The organism is Pantoea sp. CTOTU46764, assembly GCF_031974595.1.
GTDB lineage: Bacteria > Pseudomonadota > Gammaproteobacteria > Enterobacterales > Enterobacteriaceae > Pantoea > Pantoea trifolii.
The window spans coordinates 17708-29902 of the sequence record NZ_DALYOQ010000060.1 but is presented as its reverse complement, the minus strand read 5'-3'; the positions used below and the strand labels follow the sequence as shown (position 1 = coordinate 29902).

The window sequence follows — 12195 nt, the reverse complement described above, 5'->3', positions numbered from 1 at the left end:
TTAACAGTCCGCCGTTCTACCGACTGAACTACAGAGGAATCGTGTGAACGAGGCGCATATTAGCGATGCCGATCCCCGTTGTCAAAGCCCGACTGCACACTTTTGGTTTAAGTGCGCGTAAAAGCAGCGGAATGCTGCTTTTCTGCCTTGAATGATCAGATTCTAAACTGCCAGCAAGATCTCACTTTAAAACCAATTCCTTTGAGATGTTAGAGGCATGTCAAAGTTTTGTTATTTGCCGATTTTAAAACAATCATTTCAGTGCTTTTATGATGAAAGTTTCAAATGCAAGTTAGATGAAATAAATGAACTGTTAATCATCACCGACGAAACGAGTTCCTTCATCTAAAACGGCATTTCGAAAATAACTGGCTGATAAGTAGTGAGTTACATTGAAATGATGCAGTAAATCAATAGCGTTAGACCAGAAGCCTGACCTCTACAACCACATAAAAAGCGCCAGTGACGTTGAGTGAATGTAAAAGATATTTTTCATTCGCGGTATCAGCCAACCTGAGCATGTTAACGATATAGAAGGGTTCCCTATGAAATTCAAAAAAGCGTTATTAACTTCCCTGTTAGTTTGCATGTTACCTGCCGCAGTGATGGCAAAAGACCTTCAGGTAGGCGTTTCGATGGCGCTGTTTGATGACAACTTCCTCACCATTCTGCGCAACGCGATGCAGAAAGAGATGCAAAAAGACAATATTAAGGGCCAGGTTGAAGACGCCAAAGGCGACGTGGCTCAGCAACTGCAACAGGTGCAGAACTTCATTGGTCAGGGCGTTGACGCCATCATCGTTAACCCGGTGGACACGAACGCCGTGAAACCGCTGGTGGATGCCGCCGCGAAAGCCGGCGTGCCGCTGGTGTTCGTCAACCGTAAACCGGCTGGCGAGTTGAAAGACAAAATGGCGTTTGTGGGTTCGGATTCTGAACTGGCGGGCCGTCTGCAGATGGAAGCGCTGGCTAAAAAGATGAACGGCAAAGGCAACGTGGCGATTCTGCTGGGCGATCTGGCTAACGAATCGACGCGTGAGCGCACCAAAGGTGTTGAAGCGGTGGTAGCGAAATATCCGGGTATTAAAGTGGTACAGAAACAGACGGCAAAATTCACCCGTAATGATGCGGTCGATGTGGTGAGTAACTGGCTGACGGCGGGCGATGACATTCAGGCAATCGCCTCCAACAACGATGAAATGGCGATTGGTGCGCTGCAGGCGCTGGGCAAAAACCCGAATCACATCCTGGTCGCAGGTGTGGATGGTACACCGGATGCACTGCAGATGATCAAGAACGACAAAATGGTCGCTACCGTGTTCCAGGATGCGAAAGGTCAGGGTGAAGGCGCTGTGCAAACGGCGGTCAAACTGATTAACGGCGAGAAAGTGCAGAAAGTGGTCGATATCCCGTTCCAGCTGATCACCAAAGATAACTACGAAAAATTCGCCAGTCAGAACCAGAAATAAACCGTAAACGACTCAGCCGTACGGAGGTGATGTATGACCGCTTTTGCGCTTGAAGCCGAAGGCATCAGCAAGTTCTTCCCCGGAGTGAAGGCACTCGACAATGTCTCACTGCGTATTAAACCGGGGTCGGTACATGCCCTGATGGGCGAAAATGGCGCGGGCAAATCCACTTTAATGAAATGCCTTATCGGGATGTATCGTCCCGATAAGGGCACCATTCGCATTAAAGGGGAGCCAGTGCAGTTTCAGGACACCATGGATGCGCTGCGTTCCGGCATCTCCATGATTCACCAGGAACTCAATCTGGTGCCTTACATGACCGTGGCCGAGAACATCTGGCTCGGTCGCGAACCGATGAAGTACGGCTTTGTTGACCACGGCAAGCTGAACAAACAGACACAGGAACTGCTAAACAGACTGAACATCCGTCTGAAAGCCGATCGTATGGTGGGCGAGCTGAGTATCGCATCGCAGCAGATGGTGGAAATCGCCAAAGCGGTCTCCTGGAATTCGGACATCGTGATTATGGATGAACCGACCTCGGCACTGACGGAAACCGAAGTGGCGCATCTGTTCACCATCATCCGCGACTTGCGCGAGCAGGGCAAAGCCATCATCTATATCAGCCACAAGATGGATGAAATTTTCACCATTACCGATGAGATCAGCATTTTCCGTGACGGTGCGTGGGTAGGCAGCAATAACACCAGCGAATACACCCGCCAGTCACTGATTACGCAGATGGTAGGTCGTGAATTGACCCAACTGTTCCCGAAATTCAACGGGGAAATCGGTGGGGATGTGCTGACGGTACGCAATCTCACCTGCAAAGATCGTTTCACTGACATCAACTTCACGGTGCGCAAAGGCGAAATCCTCGGCGTGGCGGGATTGGTGGGTGCCGGACGCAGCGAAGTGATGGAAAGCCTGTTCGGCATGGAGAGTTTCGACAGCGGTGAAATCCTGATTGATGGCGTGCCGGTCAAGATCGATTCGCCTTCAACGGCGATTGAGAAGGGCATGGCGTTCCTGACCGAAGACCGTAAAAAGTCGGGGCTGTTCCTGGTGTTGTCGGTGATGGAGAACATGAGCATCGTCAACATGCCCGATTACACCCATAAAAGCGGTTTTGTCAGCCACATCAAAATGGCGCAGGATTGCATGGATCAGATTCGCAAGCTGAACATCAAAACCCCAACCATGGATCAGATCATCAATAACCTCAGCGGCGGTAACCAGCAGAAGGTGCTGATTGCCCGCTGGCTGCTGGCGCAACCGAAGATCCTGATTCTCGACGAACCAACGCGTGGTATCGACGTTGGTGCAAAAGCAGAGATTTATCGCTTAATCAGTGAACTGGCGAATCGCGGCGTGGCCATCATCATGGTGTCGTCCGAGCTGCCAGAAATTCTCGGCATGAGCGACCGCGTGATGGTTATGCACGGCGGACGTATAACCGGCATCCTCGATAAAGAAGAGGCCAATCAGGAATCCATTTTGTCGTTGGCATCCGAGTGAGGCGTGAGACATCTATGAGTAACGTAAAAATTACGGCCCCGCAGGCCGCAGATCAGAGTTCCTTCTTTAGCAACTTACGTCATAAGCTGCCAAAAGACACCGGGATTTTTGTCGTGATGGTGGGCATTGCCCTGATTTTCGAAATTGCCGGTTGGTACGTACGTGACCAATCTTTCCTGATGAACACCAACCGTTTAGTGCTGATTATTCTGCAGGTCGCGATCATCGGTATCATCGCGGTCGGCGTGACCCAGGTCATTATCACCACCGGTATCGACCTGTCATCCGGTTCGGTTATCGCCTTAACCGCAGTTGTGGCGGCCAGTCTGGCGCAAACCTCAGACAGCCTGTCGCCGATGTATCCGTCGCTGGTCAACCTGCCGGCGGTGATACCCATCGTCGCCGGGATCGGCGTCGGGCTGCTGTGCGGCGTGATGAACGGCGTGTTAATCACCAAAACCGGTATTCCTCCGTTCATCGCCACGCTCGGCATGATGGTGTCGGCACGCGGTCTGGCGCAGTACTACACGCAGGGTAACCCAATCAGCTTCCTGTCAGATGGCTTCACCTCCATCGGCCAGGGCGCAATGCCGGTGATTATCTTCCTCGTGGTGGCGTTCCTGTTCCACATCGCGCTGAAACATACCCGTTACGGTAAATATGTCTACGCGATTGGCGGTAACATGACCTCCGCCAAGGTGTCCGGTATCAACGTTAATAAGTATCTGATCATCGTTTACACCATCGCCGGTGCGCTCTCAGGCCTGGCGGGCGTGGTGCTGGCGGCGCGTGTCAGTAGCGGTCAGTCAAGCATGGGGATGGCGTACGAACTGGATGCCATCGCCGCAGCCGTTATCGGCGGCAGCAGCCTGATGGGCGGCGTAGGACGCATTACCGGTACGCTGATTGGTGCGGTGATTCTTGGCCTGATCAAGAGCGGCTTCACCTTTGTCGGTGTGGATGCTTACGTGCAGGACATCATTAAAGGCATCATCATTGTGGCAGCGGTTTCAATCGATATGCATCGCAACCGTAAAAAAAGATAATCATGTAATTGTTTGCACGGTCGGTTCCCTCTCCCGCGCGCGGGAGAGGGCCAGGGTGAGGGACAACGCGCACCTTAACCCACATAAGTTTTCCAACTGGTTAAACCCGTTCTTTTCCGCGCATTTGTTTCATTCCCGCTGTTTCTGCTCATTTTCTGCGTTATCTGCACCAAACCAGCTCATCCGGTCATCACTTTTTTGCACGCCTGACTCGCATTTCCTGCCCCATTGCAGTGCAATTCGTTTGATTCTTACTCTTTTTGCGTCATCGCTCGCGCTTATTAACTCCTTCGAGGTAATCACAAACGCTTATTTTCCGTGCCATTAGGATAAATCTGGCAAGGCAATTTTGCATCGCGAACAAACCTGGCCTGCATATTGCAACTTCATTTCCACAAGCCAGCAGGCTGAGACGCCCAAACTGGGTATTCGAGGATTGACGGAGGCAACATGAATTTAAGACGACTTAAGTATTTTGTAAAAATCGTCGATATCGGCAGCCTGACTCAGGCAGCAGAAGTGCTGCACATCGCGCAGCCTGCGCTTAGCCAGCAGGTCGCTACGCTGGAAAATGAACTCGATCAGCAATTGCTGATCCGCACCAAGCGCGGCGTGACGCCGACTGAAGCCGGTAAAATTCTGTATGCCCACGCTCGCACCATTCTGCGTCAGTGTGAACAGGCGCAAACGGCAGTGATCAACGCCGGTCAGGCACTGAACGGCCAGGTTTCCATTGGTCTAGCGCCGGGCACTGCCGCATCCTCGCTTACCATGCCGCTGTTGCAGACGGTGCGTGAGCAGTTCCCGGATGTGCTGGTGTATCTGCATGAAAACAGCGGCACCTCGCTGAATGAAAAAGTGATGAACGGCCAGTTAGATATGGCGGTGCTGTACGATCGTGCGCCAACAGCGGGCATCAACAGCATTCCCCTCATGAAAGAAGAGCTCTATCTGGTGGGCGCTACGGCATGTCCGGGGTCGACTGTCGATCTGGCGGACGTGGCGCAGATGAGCCTGTTCCTGCCACGCGACTACAGCGCGGTGCGTAAACGTGTCGATGAAGCGTTCTCGCTGCGTCGTCTGAGCGCGCGCATCATCGGTGAAATCGAATCGATCTCCACGCTGACGGCGGCGGTGTCCAGCGGCATGGGCGTCACGGTGCTGCCAGAATCTGCGGCGCGTGCGCTGGTGAGTTCCACCCATGCGTGGATGGCGCGGATTAACAGTCCATCGCTGAATCTGCCGCTGTCGCTGAACATCTCGGCGCGTCTGCCGCTGTCGCCATCGGCGCAGGCGGTGAAGAATATTCTGCTGTCGCTGCTGAATAAGCCAGCGGTAGAGGATCGTGAATTGATGTTGGTGGGATGAGTTAAACGTGCTTTTTCCCTCACCCTAACCCTCTCCCGCGCGCGGGAGAGGGGATCGATCCAGCCCTCACGTAGCACTATTATCACCTCACCATTCAGCCGCTCGATCAACTCCCTCGCCCGCTTGCGGGAGAGGGCTGGGGTGAGGGCATCCTTCAAACCCCTCCCTTATTACTATTCCGCATAACACACCATTTTTTATTATTTGTTGCGATGACGCCAACTTCATAACATGGACGAAACAGGGGCAGGAATCAGGAGAAAAGGGCGTGAATTTCCAGCAACTTAAAATTATACGTGAAGCAGCCCGTTGCGAGTTCAACCTGACCGAAGTGGCGAATACATTGTTTACCTCCCAATCAGGAGTGAGCCGCCATATTCGCGATCTGGAAGATGAACTGGGCGTGGAAATTTTTATTCGTCGTGGCAAGCGACTCTTAGGCATGACCGAACCAGGCAAGGCGCTGTTGACCATTGCTGAGCGCATCCTTGATGAAGCGGGCAAAGTTCGCCGCTTAGCGGATGTGTTTACCAATGAAACCAGCGGCGTGCTGACTATCGCCACCACGCACACGCAGGCGCGTTACAGCCTGCCGCGCGTGATCAAAGCGTTTCGTCAGCTCTATCCCAATGTGCGTCTCGAGCTGAATCAGGGATCGCCGCAGGAGATTGTCGCCATGCTGCTGGCCGGTGAAGCCGATATCGGCATCGCCTCCGAACAGTTAGTGAATAACAGCAGCCTCGCGGCATTCCCGTGGTTCAGCTGGCATCACTCACTTTTAGTGCCGCACGATCATGAGCTGTTGCAGCATCAGCCGGTGACGCTCGCCAGCCTCAGCCGCTATCCGCTGATCACCTATCGTCACGGCATTACCGGCCGTTCGCGGGTCGATCGTGCGTTCCAGGCGGCAGGACTGAGACCGGATATCGTGCTCAGCGCGCAGGATTCGGATGTGGTAAAAACCTATGTCGAGCTTGGTTTGGGCGTGGGGATTCTGGCCGATCAGGCGTGTGATATTTATGAAGGCGAAGATCTGGTCAAAATCGACACCCACCATCTGTTCGATGCCAATACCGTGTGGCTCGGCCTGAAACGCGGTCAGTTGCAGCGCAATTACGTTTGGCAGTTCCTGGAGTTGTGTAATGCCAACCTGTCGCTGGAAGAGATTAAGCGTCAGGCGCTCTCCTACGAGACCGAAAACGAACCGGCCATCGATTTCCAGATTTAATGTTATCGGTCGCCATTTATGGCGACCTTCCTCCACACAGCATAAAATTTCTTTTCCCGCCGCAAAACAGACACCGACACAAATTCCCTCCGCCAGAAAAACATCCTGCGCTGTTGCGTCACGTTACAGTGAAATGACGAAGATACAGGGGATTGTCATGTCGCGAATTCAACTGAAAGATACGGAATTACTGCGCCAGCAGGCGCTGTTTGGCGGTCGCTGGCAGGATGCGCATCAGGGCGCAACGCTTGAGGTGATCGATCCCGGCACGCAGCAGCCGATTGCCACCATTCCGGCATTGGGTGCGGCGGAAACCGAGCAGGCGATAGATTATGCTGAGTCGGTGCGCGTCAGCTGGGGCAAAACCCCCAACGCCACGCGCGCCGCGCTGCTGGAAAAATGGCATCAGCTGATTATTGATAATGCCGACGATCTGGCGGTCATCATGACCGCCGAGCAGGGCAAACCGCTGGCGGAAGCCAAAGGCGAAGTACTATACGGCGCCAGTTTCGTGAAATGGTTCGCTGAAGAGGCGCGCCGTATCTACGGTGATACCATTCCCGCGCCGAGCGACGATCGCCGTATTCTGGTACTCAAGCAGCCGGTTGGCGTGGCGGCAGCAATCACGCCGTGGAACTTCCCGATTGCGATGATCACCCGCAAAGTCGCGCCCGCGCTGGCCGCCGGTTGCCCGATTATCGTTAAGCCGTCGGAGTTAACGCCGCTGTCGGCATTAGCGCTGGCGGTGTTAGCCGAACGCGCCGGTTTCCCCAGCGGTGTGTTGCAAGTGTTGACTGGCTTGCCAACCGAGATTGGCAGCACGCTGACCGCCAGCCGCACGGTGCGCAAAATCTCCTTTACCGGTTCCACCCGCGTCGGTCAGCTGTTGATGCAGCAGAGCGCCGACAGCATCAAGCGCCTGAGCCTGGAACTGGGCGGCAACGCGCCGCTCATTGTTTTTGATGATGCCGATCTCGATGTGACCATTCCCGGCGTGATGGCGAGTAAATTCCGCAACGCCGGACAAACCTGCGTCTGCGCCAACCGCATTCTGGTGCAACGCGGCATCTATGAGCGCTTCAGTGAACGCCTGCTGGAGGCGGTATCCGCGCTGAAAGTCGGTGACGGATTTTCGCCGGACAGCACCATAGGGCCGCTGATCAACGACCGCGCCGTCGAGAAAGTTAACAGCCATATCGACGATGCACTCAGCCAGGGCGCGACCTTGTTGCGCGGCGGCATCAGCGCGCCAAACGGCACCTTTGTCGAGCCCACGGTGTTGGGCAATGTGACTAGCAGCATGCGTATTGCACATGAAGAAACCTTCGGCCCGGTAGCACCGCTGTTTGTCTTCGACACGGAAGAAGAGGCGATCAGCATGGCGAATGACACGCCTTATGGACTTGGGGCTTATTTCTTTACCGAGAATATTCGCCGGGCATGGCGCGTGGCAGAATCATTAGAATTTGGCATGGTCGGATTTAATACCGGTGCAATTTCATTAGACGCCGCACCCTTTGGCGGAATTAAATTATCCGGGTTAGGTCGGGAAGGATCGCGTTACGGTATTGAAGAGTATTTAGAACAGAAGACGTTTCATATTGGCAGTCTTTAATTTTAACTCGCCCTATTTGTAGGGTCGCCATTAATGGCGACCGCCAATAAACAGCGCCGCAACCCTCAGGTTTGCGGCGCTGTTTATTTTGTGCGTCGCGTCATACTTTGCCGCCTATCCCCGTTTTAGTGCAAGTTTCATGCGCATTGCACCGTCGCGACGCACATATTTTGTGAAGTAAATCATCTGTTTATTCCTTCGGCAATTCCGCAAAATTTCGCTCACCAATACGGCAGAAAATTTTTTTGCGCTGTTTTTTACGCATTTTTATTTTTTACCGGGCTGGCATACTTTCTGCATTAGCTTATTAGCGTGACAGAAAAACGCAGTGCAAATCGTTAATTAGCGCGTCTGTGATGGGTGTAACAAATAAGGAATTTTCCATGTTAAGTTTCGACCCTGAAAAAGTTTTACTTCCTGCCGGTCATTATATTGGCGGGCAACATTTAAAAACGGCGGGCGCGCGTTTTGCCGTTAAACGTCCGTCCGATGGCAAAGTCTATGCCGAACTCACCGAAGCGCAGATTGAAGATGTTGATCGCGCTGTCACCACGGCGCATCAGGCGCTGAAAACCAGCGGCTGGCGCACCTGTGCGCCGCGTGAGCGCGGCAAAATCATGCGTCGCTGGGCCGACCTGATTGAGAACGATCCGTTACTGGCGCAGCTAGAATCGCTCGGCTCCACGCGACCCATCAGCGACGTGATGCAGCACGAAATTCCCTTCACCGCCGAAGCCATTCGCTTCTACGCCGAGTGCGCCGACAAATACAGCGGCGACCTGTTCCCCACCCAGGAAAGCAGCCTCGGCATGCTGATTGCTGAGCCGTACGGCGTGATCGGCGCAATTACCCCGTGGAATTTCCCGCTGTCGATGGCGTCATGGAAATGTGGTCCGGCGCTGGCAGCAGGAAATGCTGTGGTGCTGAAACCTTCGGAGCTGACGCCGTTCTCCACCGTGCGCATGGCCGAACTGGCGGTACAGGCCGGTTTACCGGCGGGCGTACTGAATATCGTGCAGGGCAGCGGCGCGGTAACTGGCAACGCGCTGGTCACCCATCCGCTAGTGCGCAAAGTCTCCTTTACCGGTTCCACGCTGACCGGCGCACGCATCATGGGCGATATCGCGCAGCACGGCATGAAACCGGTCACGCTGGAGCTGGGCGGTAAAAGCCCGCAGCTGGTGTTCGACGATGCCGGTGATATCGACGTGTTAGCGCAGCGTATTCTGCGCGGCTTCACCGCCAACGGCGGTCAGGCGTGCGTCGCCGGAACCCGTTTGATTGTGCAGCGCGGCATTGCGCAGCCGTTGCTGGAGAGATTGGTCGCGCTCTGTCAGCAGCCGCGTCCGGGCGTGACCTGGCAGGAGAGCAGCCGCTATGCGCCGCTGATCGATGCGCGTCAGGGCAACAAAGTGGCGTCAGTAATCGCCGATGCCAAAGCACAGGGCGCGGAAGTGCTGGTCGGCGGCGAACGCTTTGCCGACACCGCAGAAGGCTGGTTCTGGCAGCCAACGCTGCTGTGCGGTGTTACCCACGATAATCCGGCGGTGCAGCAGGAAATTTTTGGTCCGGTGCTCACCGTGCAACAGTTTGACGACGAAGAGGAAGGGCTGGCGCTGGCGGCACACGAAACCTACGGCCTGTGCGCCGGCGTGCATACGCTGAGTCTGCCGCGTGCGCTGCGTGCGGTGCGCGCGCTGGAATCCGGCACCGTGTGGGTCAATCGCTATGGTCGCTCCGGCGATTTCATTATCCCGACCGGCGGCTTCCTCGGCTCGGGCATTGGCAAGGATCTGGGACGTCAGGCATTCCAGGCCTGTCAGCGCCAGAAGAGCGTGTTAATCGATTTCTAATTTTGTGTTCTCAACCGCGAGGTCGCTTCATGGCACTGTTTAAACCGAAATTCATCACTTTTGATTGCTACGGCACCCTGATCAATTTTGACATGGCAGGCGCAGCCGAACGCTGCTTCAAAGATCGTGTTTCTGCGCAGGAGATGCTGGCATTCACCACCGATTTCGCCCGCTATCGTTTTGACGAAGTGCTCGGCGCGTGGAAGCCGTATTACGACGTGGTCAGCGATGCCATTCAGCGCACCTGCAAAAAGTGGGGTGTGGCGTGGAGCCAGGCGGACAGCGACTTTATCTACACTGATTGCGCCACATGGGGTCCGCATTCCGACGTGCCCGTCGGTTTAGCCAAAGTAGCCAAAGAGTTCCCGCTGGTGCTGCTCACTAACTCGATGAACGATTTGATCCCGCATCACGTGCCGCGTCTGGGCGCGCCAATCCATATGACCATCACCGCCGAAGAAGTCGGCGCCTACAAGCCGCAGATGAAAGGCTTCGAGTACATGCTCGACAAGCTGAACTGCGGCCCGGAAGAGATTCTGCATGTCTCCTCCAGCCTGCGTTATGACCTGATGACCTGTTACGACATGGGCATCAAAAACAAGGTGTGGGTTAATCGCGGTCACGATCCGGCCAATCCGGCGTATCAATACACCGAAATCAACGATATCGGCGGTCTGCCCGCTGTGGTTGGACTCTAAGCCCGGAGGCGGCGATGAAACTCGAATCATTCTGGCAAGCCACAGCACCCACCTTTAGCGGCGCAGCCACTGGCGCACTGCCGAGCACCGCTGAGGTGGTGGTGATCGGCGGCGGCTTTACCGGCGTCTCGACGGCGCTCAACCTGGCACGCAGCGGCATCAACGTGGTGCTGCTGGAGAGCGGCGAGGTAATGAGCCAGGCGTCGGCGCGTAACGGTGGACACTGCAATACCGGCGTGGCGCAGAACTTTGCCTCGCTGGTGGAGAGCCAGGGAATCGAGCAGGCCAGCCGCTTTTATCGCGCCTATGACGATGCGGTGAGTTACGTCGAACAGCTGGTGCGCGAAGAGCAGATTGATTGCGATTTCCGCCTGTGCGGCAAGCTCAAACTCGCCAGCAAAGCCTCGCATTTTCCTGGTCTGCGCAGCGCGTGGCAGATGATGCGCGACACCGTCGATCCGGAAATCGAGCTGATTAGCAAAGATGAGATTCGCCGTGAAGTGGGCAGCGATGCCTTTCACGGTGGTCTGCTGCAGAAGCGCGGCGGCCAGATGCACATGGGCAAGTTTGGTATCGGGCTGGCGGAAGCGGCGGCGCGCAGCGGGGCGAAAATCTTCCCGCATCACGCGGTGACCGGCCTAACGCGCCTTGACGGCTACCGCCACCGCGTTAGCACTGCGCAGGGCGAGATCATCGCCGACAAAGTAATGATGGCAACCGGCGTCTCCAACGAAGGGCCTTTCCCGTGGTTCCAGCGCCGCATCGTGCCGGTCGGCAGTTTTATTGTGGTGACGGAACCGCTCGGCGACGAACTGATCAATCAGGTGCTGCCGCAAGACCGCACCTATGTGACCTCGCTGAATATTGGCAACTACTTCCGTACCACGTCGGATCGTCGATTGGTGTTTGGTGGCCGCGCGCGCTTTGCGGTGAGCAATCCGACGTCAGATACGCGCAGCGGTGACGTACTGCGTGCGGCGATGACCGCGCTGTTCCCGCAGCTGGGCAAGTCGCGCATCGATTACTGCTGGGGCGGCATGGTGGATATGACCGCCGACCGCTTGCCGCACGCCGGTGAACAGGATGGCGTGTTTTATTCAATGGGCTACAGCGGCCACGGTACGCAGATGTCGGTGTGGATGGGCCGCGTGATGGCCGATCTGCTGGCGGAGAAACGCAACGAAAATCCCTGGCAGCGCGATACCTGGCCTGCGCTGCCCGGTTACCACGGGAAACCGTGGTTTTTGCCCCTGGCGGGTTTGTATTACAAAGCCAAGGATCGGTTGTCGTGAAAACCAGGTCGTGCGGTCATCGAAACGGTCGCCATAAATGGCGACCCTACAACACCCGCATTCTCGCCGTAGGGTCGCCATTTATGGCGACCGCCTAAAAGACGAACA

At 55.3% G+C, this 12195-nt stretch carries 9 protein-coding genes; all 9 read left to right on the top strand.

Annotated elements, in window-relative coordinates; all coding sequences use genetic code 11:
• Positions 1-545: 545 nt before the first annotated feature.
• The 9 genes from RTM06_RS17350 (at position 546) to RTM06_RS17310 (ending at position 12087) form a co-directional block, all read left to right on the top strand.
• Positions 546-1469, top strand: coding sequence for a sugar ABC transporter substrate-binding protein (locus RTM06_RS17350; RefSeq protein WP_110866691.1), 924 nt, complete (start codon positions 546-548; stop codon positions 1467-1469).
• Between the two features lie 33 nt (positions 1470-1502).
• Entirely contained in the window at positions 1503-2987 is a 1485-nt protein-coding gene (locus RTM06_RS17345; RefSeq protein ID WP_256696805.1) for a sugar ABC transporter ATP-binding protein, read from the top strand.
• Between the two features lie 14 nt (positions 2988-3001).
• Positions 3002-4033, top strand: a complete 1032-nt coding sequence (locus RTM06_RS17340) for an ABC transporter permease (RefSeq protein ID WP_091003268.1) — start codon at positions 3002-3004, stop codon at positions 4031-4033.
• A gap of 450 nt (positions 4034-4483) precedes the next feature.
• Positions 4484-5401: a nitrogen assimilation transcriptional regulator NAC gene (gene nac / locus RTM06_RS17335; RefSeq protein WP_312183836.1), complete on the top strand. Its 918-nt coding sequence runs from the start codon at positions 4484-4486 to the stop codon at positions 5399-5401.
• Between the two features lie 268 nt (positions 5402-5669).
• Positions 5670-6629 (top strand): HTH-type transcriptional regulator Cbl, encoded by a 960-nt coding sequence (gene cbl / locus RTM06_RS17330; protein WP_312183834.1) that lies wholly within the window; start codon positions 5670-5672, stop codon positions 6627-6629.
• Between the two features lie 157 nt (positions 6630-6786).
• Positions 6787-8244, top strand: coding sequence for an NAD-dependent succinate-semialdehyde dehydrogenase (locus RTM06_RS17325; protein WP_312183832.1), 1458 nt, complete (start codon positions 6787-6789; stop codon positions 8242-8244).
• A gap of 383 nt (positions 8245-8627) precedes the next feature.
• Positions 8628-10097, top strand: a complete 1470-nt coding sequence (locus RTM06_RS17320; RefSeq protein WP_256696802.1) for an aldehyde dehydrogenase family protein — start codon at positions 8628-8630, stop codon at positions 10095-10097.
• A gap of 29 nt (positions 10098-10126) precedes the next feature.
• On the top strand, positions 10127-10795 hold the full coding sequence (locus RTM06_RS17315) for a haloacid dehalogenase type II (RefSeq protein ID WP_312183830.1): 669 nt from the start codon (positions 10127-10129) through the stop codon (positions 10793-10795).
• 14 nt (positions 10796-10809) lie between these two features.
• Positions 10810-12087, top strand: coding sequence for an FAD-binding oxidoreductase (locus RTM06_RS17310; RefSeq protein ID WP_256696799.1), 1278 nt, complete (start codon positions 10810-10812; stop codon positions 12085-12087).
• Positions 12088-12195 lie beyond the last annotated feature (108 nt).

Bases quoted from the DNA above. Each gene is read 5' to 3' on its own strand.
- RTM06_RS17310 (WP_256696799.1), top strand. From the start codon at position 10,810: ATGAAACTCGAATCATTCTGGCAAGCCACAGCACCCACCTTTAGCGGC.
- RTM06_RS17340 (WP_091003268.1), top strand. From the start codon at position 3,002: ATGAGTAACGTAAAAATTACGGCCCCGCAGGCCGCAGATCAGAGTTCC.
- RTM06_RS17325 (WP_312183832.1), top strand. From the start codon at position 6,787: ATGTCGCGAATTCAACTGAAAGATACGGAATTACTGCGCCAGCAGGCG.
- RTM06_RS17345 (WP_256696805.1), top strand. From the start codon at position 1,503: ATGACCGCTTTTGCGCTTGAAGCCGAAGGCATCAGCAAGTTCTTCCCC.
- RTM06_RS17350 (WP_110866691.1), top strand. From the start codon at position 546: ATGAAATTCAAAAAAGCGTTATTAACTTCCCTGTTAGTTTGCATGTTA.
- nac (WP_312183836.1), top strand. From the start codon at position 4,484: ATGAATTTAAGACGACTTAAGTATTTTGTAAAAATCGTCGATATCGGC.
- RTM06_RS17315 (WP_312183830.1), top strand. From the start codon at position 10,127: ATGGCACTGTTTAAACCGAAATTCATCACTTTTGATTGCTACGGCACC.
- RTM06_RS17320 (WP_256696802.1), top strand. From the start codon at position 8,628: ATGTTAAGTTTCGACCCTGAAAAAGTTTTACTTCCTGCCGGTCATTAT.